Source organism: Nocardia sp. NPDC019395 (assembly GCF_040632335.1).
Classification (GTDB): domain Bacteria; phylum Actinomycetota; class Actinomycetes; order Mycobacteriales; family Mycobacteriaceae; genus Nocardia.
Window position 1 is genome coordinate 93986 of the sequence record NZ_JBEYBT010000006.1, and the last position, 19816, is coordinate 113801.

A 19816-nucleotide genomic window follows, 5' to 3' on the forward strand; every position below is an offset into this window, starting at 1 on the left:
GTCCTGGTGCATCTCGGTAGCTCCGGAGGTGTACCTTGCGGGCCGTAGTGGGCGCCTCACCCGCCAATGGTGGCGCTAGGTGTTTTCGCGCTGGTCACGGGCCCGAGGGCCAGGGCGGAGGCATCTTCGCCGCCCATTTCAGGAGAGTTTTCATGACCTCAGCGACCATTCCCGGTCTTCGTGGATCCGACGGCACCGCGCCGACCGAACACAGCGAACTGCTCGCCTGGGTTCAGGAGGTCGCCGAACTGACTCAGCCGGAGCGAGTCGTATGGGCGGACGGTTCCGACGCCGAATGGGATCGGCTCACCACCCAGCTCGTCGAGGCGGGCACCTTCAAAAAGCTGGACGAGAAGAAGAAGCCGAACTCGTACCTGGCGTTATCCGATCCCTCGGACGTGGCCCGGGTCGAATCGCGCACCTACATCTGTTCCAAGTCCGAAGCCGACGCCGGTCCGACCAACAACTGGGTCGACCCGGCCGAGATGCGCGCCACCATGACCGAGCTGTACCGCGGCTCGATGAAGGGCCGCACCATGTACGTGGTGCCGTTCTGCATGGGCCCGCTCGGCGCGGACGACCCCAAACTGGGCGTCGAACTCACCGACTCGGAATACGTGGTGGTGTCCATGCGGGTGATGACCCGGATGGGGCAGGCGGCGCTGGAATCGCTGGGCACGGACCGGCCGTTCGTGAAGGCGCTGCATTCGGTGGGCGCCCCGCTGGCCGAAGGCCAGGCCGATGTGCCGTGGCCGTGCAACGACACCAAATACATCACCCACTTCCCCGAAGACCGCGAGATCTGGAGCTACGGCTCCGGCTACGGCGGTAACGCGCTGCTCGGCAAGAAGTGCTACTCGCTGCGGATCGCCTCGGCCATGGCCCACGACGAGGGCTGGCTGGCCGAGCATATGCTCATCCTCAAGCTGATCTCCCCGGAGAACAAGGCCTACTACGTCGCCGCCGCGTTCCCGAGCGCCTGCGGTAAGACCAACCTCGCGATGATCCAGCCGACCGTTCCGGGCTGGCGCGCGGAAACCCTGGGCGACGATATCGCCTGGATGCGGTTCGGCAAGGACGGTCGCCTGTACGCGGTGAACCCGGAATTCGGTTTCTTCGGCGTCGCCCCCGGCACCAACCGCTCGTCCAACCCGAACGCGATGGAAACGCTGGAAGCCGGCAACACGGTCTACACCAACGTCGCGCTCACCGACGACAACGATGTGTGGTGGGAGGGCCTGGAAGGCGAGCCCGATCACCTGATCGACTGGAAGGGCAACGACTGGTACCTCCGGGAGACCGAAACGCTTGCCGCGCACCCGAACTCGCGGTACTGCACCCCGATGTCGCAGTGCCCGACCCTCGCCGAGGAATGGGACGATCCCCAGGGTGTGCCGATCTCGGCGATCCTGTTCGGCGGCCGCCGCAAGACCACGGTCCCGCTGGTCACCGAATCCTTCGACTGGCAGCACGGCGTGTTCATGGGCGCCACACTGTCGTCCGAGCAGACTGCGGCAGCCGAGGGCAAGGTCGGCACCGTCCGCCGGGACCCGATGGCCATGCTGCCGTTCATGGGCTACCACGTCGGCGACTACATGGCGCACTGGATCAATGTGGGCAAGAACGCCGATGCGGGCAAACTGCCGAAGATCTTCTATGTGAACTGGTTCCGCCGCGGTGACGACGGCCGGTTCCTGTGGCCGGGCTTCGGCGAGAACTCCCGGGTCCTGGAATGGATCGTCGGCCGGATCGAGGGTTCGGCGGAAGCCGAGAGCACGGCGATCGGGCATGTGCCGACGGCCGCCCAGATGGACCTGGCGGGTCTGGATGTGGATGCGGCGGATGTCGACGCGGCGCTGGCGGTGGACATCGAGGAATGGCGCGCGGAGATCCCGCTCATCGAAGAATGGTTCGAATTCGTCGGTGACAAACTGCCCTCCGGCGTACGCGACGAATTCGAGGCTCTGAAACAGCGCGTGCAGTAATTTCGGAGGTGATACGCGCCTCGAGGGGGCGGGGCGCTGTATCTATGGCTCCACCTTCGGAGGCGAGGGGTTGTGGGCCTGTTGACCCTGGTCTCGGCGTGGACCATCCGTGAAGGGGCGGGCTGTGTTGTTGGAGCCGCTCCGCGGCTCGAGGTCGGGGCCCTATCAACCCCGTGTCTTCACTCCCGACGGTCAGTCGCTGCGCTCCTTCCCTCTGGTCGCTGCAGACACGGGGCGGGCCCCGACCATGGATGTTGACCGAAGAGTGGGGGCGGGGCTCAGGGGGTTCCGGTTCTGCTGGTCGCTGCGGAGCCGGGGCGTCCTTGGCGCAAAGATTGACCGAGGCGGCGACGTCGCCGGGGTGGGCCTCGGGGTGCCGGGGCTTCATTCCTGCCGGGGAATGCTGTAGGTCCGGGTAGGTGGCTGTGCCGGATCGAGGTGTATTCGGCGACCCTGGTCGGGTCCTTGTGACCAGGGTGTTCACACCTGCGATGGAGGTTGTGCTTCCTCCTTCCGGTAGGGGTGGGCCCCGGCGCAGACGGATCCGTCCGGGGGCTGTTGTGAGTGATCGGGTGGCTTGTTGATGCTGGTGGGCCCAGTGGGGTCGACCGGTATATCGCCAGGTCCGGGTGTCTGCTATTCCACCGTGGGGGCGGGGATGGGGGCAGGGGGCAACTCTCCAGTGGTTGGTGGCTGCGCTCCCTTTTCCTGTAGCCGGGCTGGTGCGCCCTGGAATTCTTGCGGAGTTGTCTTCGGAGGCGTGCCGGCCGGAGTGTCGGTGACTCTGTCTGGGTCGGTCACGGTGATCTGTCGTGTGGCAGTGGGTGGAGGGGTATCTGTGCCTTATTCTGGATGTGTATCGAATCTCACGCTCACGCATTCCTGATTGCCGGACTGTCCTACACACTGATCGGCCCGCCTATTGCGCGATCCGTGGCCGAGCCGATCACCCGCGAGAGGTGGTTGGAAGATGGCCGAAGGACATATATCCCCGGAATCCGGTGACGCTGTTCCGGTGAGCACGCCACTGCACCGTGCCGCGGGCCGGTTGGAATCGGCGCTGCCCGAGGGGTGGCAGGTGGACGTGGTCGAGAGCGAGGACGGGGTGCGGGAATCCGAACCCTTTCTGCGCGCGTCGCTGGTTACCGATTAGTTTGCTCGACAGGGGGATTCCCGGTCGTATACGGGACCTCCTGTCGCGGGGGGTATTTCACGTATTCGCCGAATTCACGGCGTATCTATGGGAGGGTTTTGCTGCGCGGCAGCCGAACTCGTGCGTCTGTTTCCCCGGCTGGGGCCCTCTGTGGTGGCCCGCTACTCCCTGCCCGCGGGCCTCACTCCGAATTCCTACCTCGCGGTTCGTATTTCATCGAACGCACTATTGCGTTTTGTTGCTGGAGCGCGCATGATGTTAGCTAGATATCAGCTCGCTCCATTCATCGAACCGAAGACCCACGGGGAGTACGTTCATGGCGGTGCAAGTGATCGGCCGGGCGTTGATGACCAGCGACCAGACCGACCATCAAGCGAAAAGCGTTGGCAGCGGCGGCTGGGTCGTCTCGTTCCTACCGGGGCGCACCCTGACCACCGAACAGGCTATGGCCGCCATGCAGGCGGCCGAGGTGGTGGCGTACGTCGGCGGGCTGGCCGATCAGGTGGGGCTCACCACCCTCGAAACCGTCGGGCTCGCCATCCAGGAGTCGCCGTGGACCCGGGCCGATCCGGTTGTTCGCAGCGGTTGGCGGGACCGGATCGGTCGTGCCCGTCCGCAGATGGCGCTGTAGCCGCGTTTGTCGCGGTCAGCCGGGTTTGCCCGCGACGACCACCAAATTGCTGACGAGTAGCTCGCGGATCACCGGTACTCGTACCAGCCACCACGCCCAGCGCGGGTGGTAACGCGGGAACACCGCGTGCACATCCGCTGGTGTTCGCTCGGACCAGCGCACACCGTCGCGGGCGCGCACCGCGAACAATGAGACACCGAAACGGTTCTTAGGCTCCCGTCCGTATTTCCGGCGGTACCGCCGCGCCGCGTATTCGCCGCCGAGATAATGCCAAGGCCCGGTTTCGTGGCCACCGAACGGCCCCAGCCACACGGTGTAGGACAACACGATAAGTCCGCCCGGTTTCGTCACGCGCACCATTTCATCGGCCATCCGCCACGGATCCGGTACGTGTTCGGCCACATTCGACGAGAAACAGATATCCACGGCATCGTCGCGGAAGGGCAGTGCCATTCCCGAACCGCGCACCGCGGCCGGAACCGCGATACCCGCGGCATGCATTTCCGAGGGGTCGGGTTCGACCGGGATATACCGGGCGCCGACCCGGGCGAACTCATCGGCGAAGTAGCCGGGCCCGCCCCCGACATCGAGCACAGTGACGCCGTCGAGATCGCGACCGGTGATATCGGCATAGAAATCGCCCAGCAGATCGACACTGTCGGTGGCGATTCCGCCGTAGAACCGGGCAGGGTCGGTCTGCTCGAAACGGAAACTACGCAACAAACGCACCGACCTGCTCAACGTGGCCCGCCGCCCGAACCGGAACCCTTTCCGAACTCGCCCGGTCGCCCGCGGGGGTTTCGCCCCGAACCCTGGACCATCAGCGGTAGTGGTGGCGTCATTCCCCGCCCCGGTCGATATCCGGTCCACGGGTGATTCCTCGGCGAACACGCCGCCGAATCTACAGCCCACCCACAACACCTCTCCGCCGGTCACCCTTCCCGGGCGGGGCCCGCCCGGTTCTGGAGCGACAGAGCGAAGGAGCGCAGCGACTGAGCGCCGGAGTGAAGACACGGGATTAATAGGGCCCCGACCCTGCGACGCCGGAGGCAGCGCCATAGATACAGTTGGGGGGATGTCCATGTCCTGTTCGCGGGACCCGAACCGACCGGAGAAGCCTCACGTGCGCGAAGTACTTCTGCTCTGCTGGCGTGATACCGGCCATCCGCAGGGCGGCGGTAGCGAACGGTACCTGGAGCAGGTCGGGGCGCAGTTGGCGGCTCGTGGGGTGAAAGTGACCTTGCGTACCGCCCGCTATCCGGGTGCGGCCAGGCAGGAGCGGGTCGACGGTATCGATATCAGCCGGGGCGGGGGGCGGTTCACCGTGTACCCCAGGGCCTTGGCCGCGATCGTTCTCGGCCGGCTCGGCTTGGGCCCGCTGAAGGGCGTCCGGCCCGATGCCGTGATCGACACCCAGAACGGTATCCCGTTCTTCGCCCGGCTCGTCTCGGGTGCGCCGTCGGTGGTGCTGGTGCATCACGGGCATCGGGAGCAGTGGCCGGTGGCCGGTGAGCTGGTGGGCCGGATCGGATGGTGGATCGAATCGTCGTTATCGCCGCGGGTGCACCGGAAAGACCAGTACCTCACGGTTTCGCTGCCGTCGGCCGAGGAATTGGCGACGCTCGGCGTGGACCGGTCCAGGATCGCGGTTGTGCGCAACGGCGCCGAACCGGTGCCCGCGGATACTCCCACCGGTGCTGCCGGGGTACGTACTCCGGAACCGCGGGTGGTCGTGTTGTCCCGGCTCGTGCCGCATAAACAGATCGAGGATGCGCTCACCGCGATCGCCCGGCTGCGCGACCGGATTCCCACCGTCCATCTGGATGTGATCGGTGGCGGCTGGTGGGCGGACAAGCTGAAGGACCAGGCCGCCGCGCTCGGCATCGCCGATGCGGTCACGTTCCACGGTCATGTCGGCGAGCGTCGTAAGCATGAGCTGCTGGCCCGCGCGTGGGTGCATGTACTGCCGTCCCGTAAGGAAGGCTGGGGGCTGGCGGTGATCGAGGCCGCGCAGCACGGGGTGCCCACGGTCGGTTACCGCTCCTCACGCGGGCTCACCGACTCCGTTATCGACGGGGTGACCGGCCTGCTCGCCGATGACGCGGACCAGCTCGCCGCTATCGTCGGTGAACTCCTCGACGATTCGGCGGCCCGGACCATCATGGGTGAGAAGGCGCGGGCCCGGGCGCGGGAGTTCTCCTGGGAACATACGGCCGCGGGTGTCCAGCAGGTGCTGGCGGCGGCCGCGGCGGGGCGGCGGATCAGCGGGCTGATTTCGCCCGGCGAGGAGACGCCGGTCGTGGAGACCGAGGTCGCGGCAGGGGCCTGACCCGGGCCGGGTTCTTGTCTCAGCTGGACCGGAGGCGTGCGATGCGCGTGGAGACAACCATGAACAGCGGCGCCACCAGGAGTAACGCCCACAGGATATGTGCGCCGATCACCAGCGTTCGGTGCTCCGGTGCGGGCCGGGGTCGCACATCCGGAACCCGGTAGAGGTCCAGGTCACCCGTACCGAGAACCCGATCCAGTTGAGCGAGGGTGGTGGCGGACTCTCCCATCGGGCCAGGGGTGTCATGTTCGACAAGGACCCATCCGACGCCCAGCCGCGCGAGTTCGTTCGCCTCCCCGCCGGCGAGCAACAGATCTTCGACCTGCTGCGCGCGATTACCCTCGCCCGCCACGGTCCGGCCGTGGACGGGGAGCGCGCCGGTTTGCAGCACGTCACGCGGCAGCATCCGTGGCGCCGGGTCCAGAACCGGCGCGGAACCGCTGTACGGGAAGCGGCGGAACATCCCGCCGGGAAGTACCGCGATATCACCGGGCCCGTCGAATTCTGCGGCCACCTCGCTCCAGGAATCCGGGTAGTGGATCGCGCGCAGTTGCCCGCCCACGCCCCAGCCCAGGTCCGGTAGCGGGAGGATGAGCATCCCGATGAAAAGAACGGCCAGCGCGGGAGCGGAACGCATAGGCCGGTCGCGGTCCCGGGAGTCGGCTGTCCCCGTGCCCGGGGCCGAACCCGGTGCGCTGCCGCGGGCCGAATCCGCGGCCTCGGCGGAAACATCTGGGTGATCGGCCGGGGAGTCGGTGGATGTGGCGAGCGGCCGGTTACGTCGACCGGCCGGGGCCGAGCAGGCTGCCGCCGCGCAGAGCGCATATCCCGGGAGGGCCAGAGCGACGAACTTCTGCGTATCCCGTACCAGTCCGGCGCCGGGAATGTGTACAACCAGCCACTCCACAACGGTCAGCCCCGCCGGGGTCGCGGCGAGCGCCGGGAAGACGACCGCGACTGCCGCGAGGGCCAGGAGGACTCGGCGGGCCCGGGTACGTTCGGGATCGCCGTCCGAGGCGAGGACTGTGCGTATTCCGAGCACCACGACGACGAGCAGCAGGATTGTCGCGACCGCCGCCAGCGGTGTGGCCCGGGAGCCGGGGACCGCGTCGGCGTTCCAGATACCGCCCAGTCCGGCGAGGCTGCCGAGGGTGCCCAGACCCGGCTCCGCGCGGGCGGCGAACGCCGGGACACCCGCCGGATCCGAGGGTTCCGCCGCGACCCCTGAGACGGCGGTAGCCATCAGCCACGGTGCACAGGCCAGTGCGATCAGCGCGAGGACTCCCAAGAGCCGCCGCCCACCGGTCACCGTCACGGTGACGACCCCGGCGAGCAGCGCGCCGGTCGGGGTCAGACCGGCAGCTGCCAGGCAAACGGCCAGTACGGCCCACTCTCGGAAACCGGCGGACCGGGCATCGGGAACGGGCCGAGCGCCGGCCCGCCGAAGCGGGAGCGGCAAGCGGAACCGGCGGCCGTATGCGGTCATGTCTGTGCCCGGCGCCGGCGGTACGTCCCGGTCGGCGTCCGCCGTCGCCCACGGCATCCGGCGGCGCGCGGCGCCGCGAATCCGGAGGGCGGCCAGCACTGTCCAGGGCAGGGCCGCGTAACCGGTGAGCAGACTCCAATGCCCCTGCAGCAGCCGCTCCGCGACGTACGGGTTCCAGACCGCGACAGTGGCGGCGACCAGCTGCGCGGCGAGCGGAGCGCGCAACAGATCGCGAACCGATACCGCCGCGCCGTACCCGGCCGCCCAGAGCGCGACCAGCAGGATCGCCTTCACCATCAATCCGCCGTCGACGATCGGCGAGAGTACGGCGAGCAGGGCATCCTGCGGCACCGCCCGCGGCGCGGCATCGCCCAGACCGAGAGCGGAATCAGTGAGATAGGAGCGCGGGGTGCTCACCGCGTCGCGCAGCAGCAGATACCCCCGGGGCAGCAGCGGCCCGATGATCAGGAGCGTGAGCAGCAAGCTGTAACCGGCCGGGAGCCACCGCGCCCACCGGCCCGCTCGTCGTGTACCCACGGCGAGTCACCCTACGTTCGCCGCAACCCGACACGCCCGGGGCCCACCCCGGGTCCGCACCGGCTCAGCGCGGAGCCGAGGGCCCGGTGTCCCGAGTGCCCCTCGATCGCCCCTGAAAGGCAGCAGCACAATCCACGAAGTCGGCCCGCCCTGGGTGCGCAGCGATCGGCAGAGCTGAAGCCCCCGGGCTCCACCCCACTCAACCCTCTCAGTTGGTCAACCTTCCCGGGTGGGGCCCGCCCGGTTCTGGAGCGACCAGAGCGAAGGAGCGCAGCGACTGAGCGCCGGGAGTGAAGAACCGGGTTAACAGGGCCCCGCCCTCGAGCCGCGGAGCGGCTCCAAAATTACAGCCCGCCCCTTCACGGACGGTCCACGTAGAGAACCGGATGGTCTACGCAGCGAGCACCGACGGTCTACGTCGAGAGCAGGGTCAACAGGCCCCCAACCCCGCGACGCCGGGCGACGCCGTGTACACAGCGCCCCGACCCCGCGGCCCCGGAGGCGGCGCGGTGGACACAGCGCCCCCGCCCCGCGACGCCGGAGGCACCGCAACAGATACACCGTGGAAGACTTGCCCGCGTGCAGTCCGTTCGCCGTCTTCCCGCCGTGGCGGACATGACGCTGGTCACCGCGGGAGCGATGACCGCGAATATCGCGAGCTATCTGTTGCAGTTACTGGCCGGCCGCTGGCTCGGTGTGGCCGGTTACAGCGAATTCGCCAGTCTGCTGGCCGTCCAGTTGCTGTGCGCTGTTCCGGCGCTGGCCTTGCAGAACGTGGTGGCGCGGGAACTCGTTCACGGGGCCGATATCGCGGCGCTGCGTGTTCTGCGCTGGCGATGCGCCGCGCTCGTGGCGGCCGCGGTGGTGGTGCTCGTGCCGGTGGTGAGTGCGCTGCTGGAAGTCGGTATCGCGGCGGCCGCGGCCGCGTTGGGGTCCGCGCCCGCCTTGGTTGTGCTGGCCGGTGAGCAGGGAGTGTTGCAGGGCCAGAAACGGTTCCGGGGGCTCGCGGTGGTGCTGGGAGTGACCGGTATCGCGAAAGTGGTGCCGGCCTTGGTGGTGCTGGCCTGCGGTGGTGGCGCCACCGCGGCGCTGTGGGCCGCGGCGGGCGGTATCGCCGGGGCAGCGGTGTACGGGCGCATGGTGGCGGGTCCGGGGCGCGGTCCGGTCGAGGATCGCGGTGTGTTGTCCGGGGCGGAAGGTTCCGGTGTGGCACGCGTGGACGCCGGTGTGCGGTCCGGGTTGGCGGATGTGGCGGCGGTGCTGCGGGCCGCGCAGGTGCAGGCGGCGTTGATGGCGTTATCGTCCGCCGATCTGATCGTGGTCCGGATCGTGCTGGAGGAACCCGATGCCAGCAGATACGCCCTGGGCACCATCGCTACCAAGATCGCGTTCTGGTTGCCGCAAGCTGTCGGCGTGGTGCTGTATCCGCGGATGGCGCAGCCCGCGTCTTCCGGCTCGGCGGTGCGTTCGGCGCTCGCGGTGCTCGCCGGTATCGGTGTGGTCGCCGTGCTGGGGGCGGCGGTGGCGGCCCCACTGGCCCCGTTGTTCGCCGGCCGGGATTACGCCCCGATCGAGGGACTGCTGTGGTTGTTCGCGCTGCACGGCGCGATATTGGCGGTGTTACAGGGTGCGCTGCTCTCGGCGATCGCGGTGAACCGGACCGCGCTGGCAGTGCTGGCGTGGGTGGGTCTCGCGCTCGAGGTGGTCCTGATGGTGACGGCGAGCACGGTGACCGGACTCATCGTGACCGCCGCGCTCGTCGCGGGGGCGACTACCGCGCTGGTGTCGGTGCTGGTGATCCGCTCGGCAGCGCGGGTTTGTCCGTCGATCCTGCCCGAGGGCTCTCCGGGATGACCTCCGCGCCCGACTCGCTCATGCGTCGGGCGGTGGCTGCCGCGTGATTCGCGGTAGCGCCGCCAGACCGACCGCGATCACCGCGATGAGGGCGGGCACCTGTACCCAGAGCGAGTCGCCCATATAGCCGCCGGGCATCCGCCAGGGCCCGGTCGACAGCGCGGCGGCGGAGAGCGCGGTGCCGAACCCGGCCACGGCGGTGAGGGTGCGGCCCGGCAGCCGCGGGACGAACCGCAGAACCGCCAGGCCCGCGACCGTGAGTGCGGTTCCGACGGGCCCGGCGATCAGTGTCGCCGCCGCGGTGAGCCCGAGGCCGCCCAGTATCCACGGCGTGCGCCACACCGGTACCGGCGTCCGGGGAGCGCCCCGTGGCCCGCGCGGAATCGCGAGGACGAGCAGTGGGATGAGCAGGAGCAGACCACCGAATATCGCTACGCGGTACCACTTGTCGATCGGGAAGGACACCGTGACCGGTCCGGTGGCGCCGTCGGGTAACAGCCAGCCCTGTTGCCAGCCGTCGACCACGACAGGCTCGAGTTCCCGGCCGTCCGCGGTACGCGCCGACCAGCCGGCGTTGGTGCTGAGCGGCATGGTCAGTAGCTGGGTCCCGGTATCGGCGACAGGTGGCGGGGGCTGGGTGTTCACCAGGCGCAGCCTGTCGACGAAGAACAGTTCGGACGGTGCGACGAGCACATCCACTTCGCCTGTCGGCAGGGAAACCGGCTGGGCGGCGGCGCTTTCGGTGCCAGGCGCGAGCGGCGCACCGGGGTCGGGGCAGACCTGTGCGGGAACCGGGTCGCCGGAGCGTAATTCGCCCGCGGTGGCGGTGACGCTGGTGCGCACCAGCCGGCCGCCCACCGCGATGGTCGGCCCGATATCGCAACCGACGGTGACCAGCCGGTCCGCCGGCGCCGGCGGCGGGTACTGCGGACCGAGTACGTTCACTTCGGCCAGCCCGGCGGGCTGGGCCTGGTGGTAGCCGAGGGCGGTCGTATCGAGGACCGATTCCCAGCTGCGGATGCTCAGCTCGATCCGATCGGTCACCGTGGGATGCAGGTCGATCCGGGAAACCTCATGGGGTTCGTCGAGTTCGCGTATCTGCGGCCCGTTGCCGAGATTCACCGCGACCGAGGTCGGGGCGGCCGGCAGCCCGCCGAGCGAGGGGGCCAGTTCCAGGCCCGTGACCAGCGTGGGCTCCGGGAGTTCGATCGTCAGTGTCGGTTTCGGGCCCTTGGCGTCGCGGGCGGATTCCTCCGGGGCCGTCCAGCTGGTGCGCGGGTCGCCGTCGGTGGCGGCGAATGCCGAACCGCGCAGATCGCCGACATCGGATTCGCCGCGTGCCACCGGTCGTGCCGGGTCGGTCAGCAGTGCCTCCAACGCCGGTCCTTGGCGAGGGCGGACTCTGAGCTGTGGATCGACGGCAACCGGAGCCGGCACCGACAGTGTGCGGCTGAACGCACCCATTTCCTCCGGAGCCAGCCCCAGGCCTTTCCCGCAGCGAATCCGGTCCGGAGCGTCGAAACAGGCGGCGCGGCCGGGAAATTCCTGTCCGAGATCCCATCCGCTGACCTGCGCGCCCGGCGGTGGTGCCGGAAGGACGGTCCGGTGCCGTATATCGACCGGGACGGGAGCGTCGCGCACCGTGTAGTCGTCGATGCCGAGTTCGCTGATACCGAACTGTCCGCCGGTACTGCCACCTTCGGTCTGCCTGGCGGTGATCTTCACCCAGTCGGTCGATCCCACCGGCAGCGCGACCGATACCGGTTCGCCGGGTTTGGTGATCCGGGCCGAGACACTGCCGTTGTTGGTGCGTACCTCCACCCATTTCACCGGGTCGCCGATGGCGGCGGGAGTGGTCGTGAAACGTAACAGCCCCGACCGGAAGGGCTTGTCCATATCGAGCCGCAGCCATTGGCCGAGTGCGTATTCGCCCGCGTTGCTTATCCACGCGGTGGTGGGATCCCCGTCGACGATCGCCGCGGTCGAATTGCCCGGGGCGACACCACCGATCTGGGTGGCGTCGGCGGCCGAACTGGACGCGGTGACCGTGGCCCCGGTCCAATCACCTCGGACCGGTTCGGCTCCCGGTACCGCGTAGTCGGGCACCAGATTGTGTGTGCGGCGCGCGTCGCCGGGGGCGCGCAGCGCGGAGTTGTGGTTGTCGACCTTGCCGAAATCGGTTTCCCGGTCCATCGGTGTATCGGTCACCGTCACCGGGCCCACCGGCAGACCCGCCGCGGCCGCATCGCCTGCCAGCAGGGTCGGTTCGTGTGAAGTCGCGGGGTCGCGGTGGAGACGTTCCAGGACTTCCGGTCCGCCCTGCACCACCGGGACCGAGGCCAGTGGAACACTGTAGGCACCGGGCAGGTCGGCGGGAGCGCCTGTCCCGCTGCGTAATTCGACAGGGGTGCCGGGGGCCGGGGCGTCGACCCGGTAGATCTCGACCGCGGGGTACTCGGGTCGCAGATCGGCATCCACAACGAAATCGTCGCTGCCGGAATCATGTTCGATCGGTCCGCCGAACTCGGCTACCTTCTCCAGTCCGGGTGACCCCTCCACCGCGCTGTGGGCCAGCAGCGGCCGGGTCGACCGGGACGTATCGGGATCCAGGTCGTTGCGAAGTACCAGTATTCCGATGCCCTGCCCGCGCAGTGCGGCCGCCAATCCGTCGGACGGCCGGCCGTCTGCCACGAGCCGCTGGATCGAATCCATCGCCCGGATGGTTCCGGGTGGGGTCAGCGGAACGGCGTCACGTACCGACCAAGGGGTTTCGGCCAGCGCCTGTATGGGTTCGTCCCTGGTCAGCCCCCATACCTGGCTGCCGAACGGTGCGCCCGGTACCACCAGTGCCCGGGTATCGGCGGCATTGTCGCGCAACCAGTCCGCGGTCTGCTGCCAGTAGGCGGGTACCTGGTCGTAGGCGCCGCGCGGTGCGAGTTTGCCGGTCCAGGCCAGCGAGGTGGACAGGGTGAGCGCGGCCAGGATCAACATCGCCACCGCGACCCGGCGGTCACGATGCGGGTTCGCGAACGCGGCACGCCATTGGGCCGCACGCACCGAACCCGGCAGCGGCACCCGGGCCAGCAACTGCGCCAGACCGAGCACCAGTGGCAACCGGATCAGCGGCTCCAATTTGTGCACATTGCGCAGCGGCGCGCCACCCGAATCGAGGAATACGCGGATGGGTTCGGCGAACGGGCCACCCAGCTGTCCGACATAACCCGCGCAGATACCGGTCAGCCCGACGCACAGGATGAAAACCAGCCGCCCGCGCCCGGGCATCGACCGCAGGGCCAGCCCCGCCATCCCCGCGGCGGCGATGAGCCCGGTGGCCAGCACGGCGGCCGGCTGGGTGACCAGTACCGCGCCCGCGATGCGTTCCGGCGAGACGAACGGGGTCCAGCTGTCGGTGCCGCGCAGCACCTCACCCAGCGAAGCCCACTGTGTGGTGACCCCGGACGATTCGATGTAGTCGAGGAACGGCGGGCTGACCCGGCCGAGCAGCAGCAGCGGTACCGCCCACCACGCGACCGCCAATACCAGCAGCGGCACCCAGGCGCGGGTGAACCGCCACCAGGAAGGGTTGGGCCGGTAACTGGCCCACCACAGCAGCGCGGGCAGGAACGCCGCGACCGTGGCGACCGCGTTCACCGCGCCCATCAGCGCCAGCGCCAGCGCGCTGCCGGCCGGCGACCGCATACCGCCGCGGCTTCGGCGCCGGTACACGGTGCCGAGGGCCGCGGGCGCGAGCAGCACCCACGGCGCCAGCATCATGGGCAGAGATTCGGAGGAGATCGAGCCCAGGGTGGTCAGTACCCGGGGTGAGAGCGCGTAGGCGGCGGCCGCGATGATCCGCGAGCCGTGCCCGCCGATCCCGAGCGTTTCGCAGAGCTTGATCACACCCCAGAAGCCGGCCAGCAGCAGTAGCGCCCACCAGACCCGCTGGGTCACCCAGGCGGGAACAGCGAGGAGGTCACCGAGCGCGAAGAAAGCGCCGTGCGGGAAGAAATAGCCGTAGGCCTGGTTCTGCACCTGACCCATCGGGGCCTGGCTGCTCCACATGTGGGCGGCGCGGGCGAGGAAGCCGAGGGGGTTCTCGGCCAGGTCGTATTTGGTGTCGGCGACCGTGAGTCCGGGCGCCTGCAGGAAACTGAGCAGGAGAGCGATAACCACTGATCCGGCGAACCATGCAGCGGATCGCCAACCCGCGCGCGTCAGCGCGCCGAAAATACAGCCGGGCGTATCGGCGGGATCGGGCTGGTCGGGCACCGTGGGTCAGGCGTTCGGCGTCCCCGCCGCGAGTGCCGGGCGGGGACGGGACGGGTTCTGGGTGGGTCTCAGCGCTTGCCGTATTCGACGTTGTTCAGCAGCGAACTGTCCGCGTTACCGCTGCGGTCCACCTCGGGGCGAGTGTTCTGCTGCAGCGCTGCGGTAATGGCGAAGACCGCGATCGCGCCCAGCAGGGCACCGCCCACCGCGCTCGCAATACCGGGGACAGCAAACTTCATCGCAGCACTCCAAACTAGACGCGGCAGTATCCCGGCCAACCTAGCAGGAGCGCCCGGTGCTGTGTTTATCGGCGCGCCTTCGGCGCGCTGGTTTCGGCCCCCTCGGTCCATGCCGTCAGCCCTCGAGACTCGCGGCTTCGCCGCATGCGCTTCGAGGACTGACGGCATGGACGGGCCGAAACCGCCAAGGCCTCGCTGGACTCGGCACCACCGATCGGCACGTGAGGGGGTGGGGCGGCCTGACAGGGGCCTCGCTGGGTGCCGGTGCCGAGGTTCAGCTGCCAGGGCCGCGACTCGGTGGCGCCGATACGTTCAGCGCGCCGAGCAGAGTGCGCAGTTTGCTGGTGGTCTCCTCCAGTTCGGCCTGCGGGTCCGAGGCCGCGACAATGCCGCCGCCGGCGTATGCGCGTAGCGAGCGCCCGTCGGCCGACAGTTCCGCGCTGCGGATCGCGACCACCCAGCATCCGTCACCGGTCGAGTCACACCACCCGGCCGCACCGCCGTAGAACCCGCGGTCCTCCTCGTGACCGGTGATGTACTCCAGGGCCTGCGCGGTGGGTGTGCCGCAGACCGCGGGGGTCGGATGGAGCAGCAGGGCCAGTTCCAGCGCGCTCGGTGCCGGATCACGCAGCACGCCGTGGATCGGGGTGCCCAGATGCCATACGTCGCGAGTCCCCACGAGCTGCGCACGCGGGGCGACCGTGAGCCGGGCGCAGACCGGTTGCAGCCGTTCGGTGATCCAGTCGACGACGAACGCGTGTTCGGTCAGGTTCTTCGTGCTGGACGCGAGACGCTGTGCCGCCGCGCTGTCCGCTCCGGGGTCGGACAGCCGGGGCGCGGTACCGGCCAGTGGGTGCACTCCGACCGTGTTCCCGGTGCGCTCGACCAGGGTTTCGGGGCTCGCGCCCACCAGCGTCGCGCCCGTCCGCCCGGCGGGCGTGAGATCCACCGCGAAGATATTGGCGCGCGGGTGCCCGGTGAGCAGGTAGGCGGTGACGGTTTCCGGGTCCAAGGGCGCATCGGCTGCCGTCAGTACCGACCGCGCGGCCACCACTTTCCCGAGCGGTTGCGATGGGTCGGCGAGGATTTCGACCAGCCGCGCCACCCGGGCGCGGTGCTCGTCCGGCACCGGTTGTTCGCTCACCACGCGCATCCGGGGTAGTTCGGGAAGTGCGGCCGGGCGCCACGGTCCCGCGGTGTGGCGCAGATCGGCGGGCTCGATCAATGCGGCCGGCCGGCGTGGATCGAACGGCAGCGCGCCGACGACCGCCGCGGTGCCGCCGCGCAATGCGTCGACGGCCTGCCCCGGGTCGCGGTATTCGGTGCGAACTCCGCTCGCCCGGACCACGCTGTCGGGTCGTGCCAGGAGGAACCCGGTCATATCCCGACCGTAGCCCGAGCCGCGGACACCGGAGGCGGGCTACTTCACGGCGTGTTGGTTGTGCCCGTTCTCATGCGCCTGGGCCCGTTGCACCGGCGGGACCAGGAAGACCGGGCGGTGACAATGTTTGAGCACGGCGTCGGCGACGCTGCTGTGCACCAGCGCCCGCAACCCGGTGGCGCCGCGGGTGCCCGCGACGATGATGTCGACGTCCAGCTCGTCGGCGACCTCGACAACCGCATGCCACACACTGCCCGAGAATTCCTCGGTGCGGGGCTCGGCGTTCAGTCCGGCCAGTCCCGCCAGATGCACGCCTTCGGCGTTGATCTCGCGCGCGGTCGTATAGGCGATGTCCTCCATCTCCTCGTCCGGCACCCATTCGGGCTGCACCATCCCGGAGATCCCCGATATTCGCGCCGCCTGGCGCACCATCGGCTCCCAGGCGGTCAGCACCACCGCACGGTTGGCGGTGAGGAAGCGGCCGGCGTATTCGATCGCGCGTTTCGCGTGTTCGGAACCGTCGTAGGCGATGAGCATCAGATCGCAGGGCATGGCGACCTCCGGGGCGGAGTCCTGACGGATGATTCCAGATTACCTCCCTCCCGAAACCGAGCCGAGCTTCCGCGTCCACGGCGCGCGGGCTAACGTCGAACGATGCGGAAGATGCCGTTCGTCCTGCTCGCGGTGCTCGCCATGATCGTTACCGCCTGTTCGGGCGGTGACGGCGGTAGCCCGGGAACTACTCAGGGGGGCAGCCCCCCGGAGGCCGCGACGAGCGCGGCGCCCGCACCCTCGCCCGATACGGAGTCCGACTGCGCGGCCGAGTACCTGGGGCAATTCAGCACCAGGGAGAAGCTGGCGCAGTTGCTCACCGTCGGCGTCGCCGATACAGACGACGCGCTCGCTGTGGTGCGCGACCATCAGGTAGGCGGCATCTTCGTCGGCAGCTGGACCGATCTGTCGATGCTTACCGACGGCGGGCTCCAGCAGGTGACGGCCGCGGCGAAGGTTCCGCTGATGGTCACCACCGACGAAGAGGGCGGCCGTGTCTCCCGGCTGGACGACCTGATCGGGACAGCCCCGTCGGCCCGTGCCACAGCGGAGACGATGTCGGCCGACGAGTTCTACGACGCCACCCTGGAGCGCGCCCGCGCCATGAGCGACCTGGGTATCACGGTCGATTTCGCGCCCGATATCGATGTGAGCTCCCAACCCGACGATTCGGTGATCGGCGACCGTTCGTTCTCCGATGATCCGGCGGTGGTCACCGAATACGCGGACGCCTATATCCGGGCCATGCACGAGGCGGGCCTGGGGACCGTGCTCAAACACTTCCCGGGGCACGGCGCCGGAACCGGTGATTCCCACCTGGGTGCGGTTCAGGTCGCGCCGCTGCCGGAACTGGTGGACCGCGATCTGGTGCCGTTCCGGGAGTTGATCGACACCGGTTCGGCCGTGATGGTCGGCCATCTCGACGTGCCCGGCCTGACCACATCCGGGGTGCCCGCCAGTATCAGTCCGGAGGTCATGTCCCTGTTGCGGGAGGGTTCCGGGTACGGGGCGGCCCCGTATGACGGCGTGATCTTCACCGACGATCTCAGCGGTATGGCGGCCATAACCGACCGGCTGTCCATCGAGGAGGCGGTCGAGGCCACCCTGGTGGCCGGTGCCGACAATGCCTTGTGGATCAGTACCGATGCGGTGGGGCAGGTGCTGGATCAACTGGAGGACGCGGTCGCCGCGGGCCGTCTGCCGATGGACCGGGTGGATGCCTCGGTGTTGCGGATGGCCGATTACAAGCGGATTCCCCGCGCCTGCTGACCCGGCGCGTGGTGGTCACCCGGGGCCGGCGCCCCGGGTGCGGCGCTGATCGATCGACCCGGACTTCCCCGGAACTGCCTCGGAATCCCGGCGGCGTGAATGCGCCGTCGTGGGTGGTTCCGGGCCTGGTCAACTTACTTTGGAGTAATATAGAGGGCTCACTGCGGTAGGAGAACGTGATGGCGGGCGGTACGAAAAGACTTCCGAGGGCGGTGCGTGAGCAGCAGATGCTCGACGCCGCGGTCGAGGTCTTCTCGCACAAGGGCTTCCATGAGACCTCCATGGATGCTATCGCCGCCCAGGCCGAGATTTCCAAGCCGATGCTGTATTTGTACTACGGCTCCAAGGACGAACTCTTCCGGGCCTGCATCCAGCGGGAGGGTATGCGTTTCATCGAATCGGTCGCGCCGGCCGGTAACCCGCTGCTCAGCCCGCACGAACAGCTCCGTACAGCGCTCGAGGGTTTTCTCGGTTTCGTCGATTCCCACCGCAACTCCTGGCAGGTTCTCTACCGGCAGGCCCTCGGTCAGCAGGCGTTCGCGTCGGAGATCGAGAACGCCCGCCAGCGGGTTATCGAACTGACCGCCAAACTTCTGGAGTCCAGCGCCAAGCACGCCGAGCCGGGGACCAATTTCGATATCGTCGCGGTCGCCGTGATCGGTGCGGGGGAAGCGATCGCCGATACCGTCGCCAGTGGGCGCATCGATGTGGCCGAAGCGGTGGACCTGCTGGACGTGCTGGCCTGGCGCGGTCTGTCCGGGCGCAAACCCGAATCCGGCGAGCGTACCGAAACGGGCGAATAGTCCGAATTACCGTGGTGGCGCGGTTTTCTGCCGGTTTGCGCCGTGCCGGGCCCCTCCGTAATTTCTATGCCGAAAGCGGGTCGTCGTGGAGGACGGCGCCCGCGGGGAGGCAGTGTGTTCGGAATGTTGCGGCCGTGCCGGCACGGCGCGGCGAAATACGGAATCGACCCGGGGCTGTGGCAATCCCATATGTGTGGTTTATGCCTGGGTCTGCGGGACGGTGGGGGTCAGCTGGCACGCGCCGCGACCAATACCGATGCGATCGTGTTGAGTCTGCTGACCGAGGCGCAGGCCGATACCCCGGCTCCGCGGCGCACGGCCGGACCCTGCCCGCTGCGTGGTATGCGGACGGCGCGGGTACCGGTCGGGGCATCGGCCCCGGTCCGGCTCGCCGCCACCGCCTCGCTGCTACTGGGTTCGGCCAAGGTGCAGGACCATATCGACGACGGTGATACCCGGCCGCGGCTGCACCGGCCCATGCGGCGGGTCGCCACCAGTTGGTCGGCGGGCGCGCACGCCCACGCCGCGGATATCGGCCTCGATATCGAACCGCTGGTCGCGGCGATCGAGGCGCAGGCCGATACCGAATATCGCATCGCCGCCGCGCCCGGTCCGTTCGGCCGGTCCGATCTCGACGACCTGACCGTCGCCAGCAGTCGCTGCGCGGCCGAATTCTTCGCGCACACCGCTGTGCTGGCCGGACGCCCGGACAACGCCGATCCGCTGCGCACGGCGGGCGCGGAGTTCGGCCGGATCGCCCATCTCGCCGACGCGCTCACCGACTACACCGCGGACGCCGCCGCCGATCGTTTCAACCCGCTCGCCGCCACCGCGACACCACCCACCGAGGCCTACGATCTCATCCGGGAATCCGACCGGTCGTTGCGCGAATCGCTGCGCACGGCGGGGCTCGCCAGGGTTCCGTCGCTGCGCTGGGCCCTACTGGACCCGCTCACCACCGCACTGCGCCGCCTCGGCGGTATCGTCGCCGCTCCGGCCGGCGCGTCCACCGGGTGCGCGGTATCCGGCCCGGGCGCCCGCAATTCCACCGATCAGGGCCCCTTCGCCCCACCCCGGCGCCCCGGTGCGGGCGAATCGATCCAGCTGATATTCGCCCAGTACTGCACGGGTTACGCCTGCTGCGCCGACCACACCAACCCGTGCAGCGGCGAGCAGCGGGGGTCCTGGTTCAGCCGGGGCTGCGATTGCGGCAATTGCGGCGATTGCGCCAGCTGCTGTCCGGACTGCGGCGGGGGCGATGGCGGCGACGGGGGCGGCTGCTGTGAGTGTTGCGAGTGCTGTGAGTGCTGCGACTGTTCCTGCTGAGC

General features: G+C 69.0%; 14 protein-coding genes. 8 read left to right on the forward strand and 6 right to left on the reverse strand.

Features of this window, described 5'->3' with window-relative positions:
* The first annotated feature begins 152 nt into the window (after nucleotides 1–152).
* From ABZ827_RS17540 to ABZ827_RS17550, 3 genes are all read left to right on the forward strand, one after another.
* Nucleotides 153–1985 carry a phosphoenolpyruvate carboxykinase (GTP) gene (locus tag ABZ827_RS17540; protein WP_357237821.1) on the forward strand — a complete coding sequence of 611 codons (1833 nt, stop codon included), beginning with the start codon at nucleotides 153–155 and terminating at the stop codon, nucleotides 1983–1985.
* A gap of 970 nt (nucleotides 1986–2955) precedes the next feature.
* Entirely contained in the window at nucleotides 2956–3138 is a 183-nt protein-coding gene (locus ABZ827_RS17545; protein WP_357237822.1) for a hypothetical protein, read from the forward strand.
* 316 nt (nucleotides 3139–3454) lie between these two features.
* Nucleotides 3455–3769: a hypothetical protein gene (locus tag ABZ827_RS17550; RefSeq protein WP_357237823.1), complete on the forward strand. Its 315-nt coding sequence runs from the start codon at nucleotides 3455–3457 to the stop codon at nucleotides 3767–3769.
* Between the two features lie 15 nt (nucleotides 3770–3784).
* On the opposite strand, the gene ABZ827_RS17555 is transcribed toward ABZ827_RS17550, so the two are convergent.
* A complete protein-coding gene (locus ABZ827_RS17555; protein WP_357237824.1) occupies nucleotides 3785–4498 on the reverse strand; it encodes a class I SAM-dependent methyltransferase in 714 nt (237 codons plus the stop codon).
* Between the two features lie 394 nt (nucleotides 4499–4892).
* Here ABZ827_RS17555 and ABZ827_RS17560 point away from each other — a divergent pair, with 394 nt between their 5' ends.
* Complete coding sequence (locus ABZ827_RS17560; protein ID WP_357237825.1) at nucleotides 4893–6098, forward strand: glycosyltransferase family 4 protein; 1206 nt, start codon at nucleotides 4893–4895, stop codon at nucleotides 6096–6098.
* A 19-nt stretch (nucleotides 6099–6117) separates the two neighbouring features.
* On the opposite strand, the gene ABZ827_RS17565 is transcribed toward ABZ827_RS17560, so the two are convergent.
* The gene (locus ABZ827_RS17565) at nucleotides 6118–8121 is read right to left on the reverse strand and encodes a hypothetical protein (protein WP_357237826.1); all 2004 of its coding nucleotides are present in this window, start codon (nucleotides 8119–8121) and stop codon (nucleotides 6118–6120) included.
* Between the two features lie 615 nt (nucleotides 8122–8736).
* Here ABZ827_RS17565 and ABZ827_RS17570 point away from each other — a divergent pair.
* Entirely contained in the window at nucleotides 8737–9975 is a 1239-nt protein-coding gene (locus ABZ827_RS17570; protein WP_357237989.1) for a polysaccharide biosynthesis protein, read from the forward strand.
* Nucleotides 9976–9993: 18 nt separating this feature from the next.
* Here ABZ827_RS17570 and ABZ827_RS17575 read toward each other — a convergent pair whose 3' ends face one another.
* From ABZ827_RS17575 to ABZ827_RS17590, 4 genes are all read right to left on the reverse strand, one after another.
* Nucleotides 9994–14193, reverse strand: coding sequence for an alpha-(1->3)-arabinofuranosyltransferase (locus ABZ827_RS17575; protein ID WP_357237990.1), 4200 nt, complete (start codon nucleotides 14191–14193; stop codon nucleotides 9994–9996).
* Nucleotides 14194–14312: 119 nt separating this feature from the next.
* Nucleotides 14313–14483: a DUF2613 domain-containing protein gene (locus ABZ827_RS17580; RefSeq protein ID WP_357237827.1), complete on the reverse strand. Its 171-nt coding sequence runs from the start codon at nucleotides 14481–14483 to the stop codon at nucleotides 14313–14315.
* A gap of 274 nt (nucleotides 14484–14757) precedes the next feature.
* Complete coding sequence (locus tag ABZ827_RS17585) at nucleotides 14758–15864, reverse strand: isochorismate synthase (RefSeq protein WP_357237828.1); 1107 nt, start codon at nucleotides 15862–15864, stop codon at nucleotides 14758–14760.
* Nucleotides 15865–15903: 39 nt separating this feature from the next.
* On the reverse strand, nucleotides 15904–16416 hold the full coding sequence (locus ABZ827_RS17590; protein WP_357237829.1) for a universal stress protein: 513 nt from the start codon (nucleotides 16414–16416) through the stop codon (nucleotides 15904–15906).
* A 102-nt stretch (nucleotides 16417–16518) separates the two neighbouring features.
* Between ABZ827_RS17590 and ABZ827_RS17595 the strand changes: the two genes are divergently transcribed.
* The 3 genes from ABZ827_RS17595 to ABZ827_RS17605 all read left to right on the forward strand — a co-directional run bounded on the left by ABZ827_RS17595 (nucleotide 16519) and on the right by ABZ827_RS17605 (nucleotide 19814).
* On the forward strand, nucleotides 16519–17685 hold the full coding sequence (locus ABZ827_RS17595; RefSeq protein ID WP_357237830.1) for a glycoside hydrolase family 3 N-terminal domain-containing protein: 1167 nt from the start codon (nucleotides 16519–16521) through the stop codon (nucleotides 17683–17685).
* A 179-nt stretch (nucleotides 17686–17864) separates the two neighbouring features.
* Nucleotides 17865–18488, forward strand: coding sequence for a TetR/AcrR family transcriptional regulator (locus ABZ827_RS17600; RefSeq protein WP_357237831.1), 624 nt, complete (start codon nucleotides 17865–17867; stop codon nucleotides 18486–18488).
* A gap of 123 nt (nucleotides 18489–18611) precedes the next feature.
* On the forward strand, nucleotides 18612–19814 hold the full coding sequence (locus ABZ827_RS17605; protein WP_357237991.1) for a DUF5685 family protein: 1203 nt from the start codon (nucleotides 18612–18614) through the stop codon (nucleotides 19812–19814).
* The last annotated feature ends 2 nt before the right edge of the window (nucleotides 19815–19816 follow it).

Coding starts and splice junctions, on each gene's coding strand:
- ABZ827_RS17540 (WP_357237821.1), top strand. CDS start 153: ATGACCTCAGCGACCATTCCCGGTCTTCGTGGATCCGACGGCACCGCG.
- ABZ827_RS17545 (WP_357237822.1), top strand. CDS start 2,956: ATGGCCGAAGGACATATATCCCCGGAATCCGGTGACGCTGTTCCGGTG.
- ABZ827_RS17550 (WP_357237823.1), top strand. CDS start 3,455: ATGGCGGTGCAAGTGATCGGCCGGGCGTTGATGACCAGCGACCAGACC.
- ABZ827_RS17570 (WP_357237989.1), top strand. CDS start 8,737: ATGACGCTGGTCACCGCGGGAGCGATGACCGCGAATATCGCGAGCTAT.
- ABZ827_RS17580 (WP_357237827.1), bottom strand. CDS start 14,483: ATGAAGTTTGCTGTCCCCGGTATTGCGAGCGCGGTGGGCGGTGCCCTG.
- ABZ827_RS17585 (WP_357237828.1), bottom strand. CDS start 15,864: ATGACCGGGTTCCTCCTGGCACGACCCGACAGCGTGGTCCGGGCGAGC.
- ABZ827_RS17590 (WP_357237829.1), bottom strand. CDS start 16,416: ATGCCCTGCGATCTGATGCTCATCGCCTACGACGGTTCCGAACACGCG.
- ABZ827_RS17595 (WP_357237830.1), top strand. CDS start 16,519: ATGCGGAAGATGCCGTTCGTCCTGCTCGCGGTGCTCGCCATGATCGTT.
- ABZ827_RS17600 (WP_357237831.1), top strand. CDS start 17,865: ATGGCGGGCGGTACGAAAAGACTTCCGAGGGCGGTGCGTGAGCAGCAG.
- ABZ827_RS17605 (WP_357237991.1), top strand. CDS start 18,612: ATGTTGCGGCCGTGCCGGCACGGCGCGGCGAAATACGGAATCGACCCG.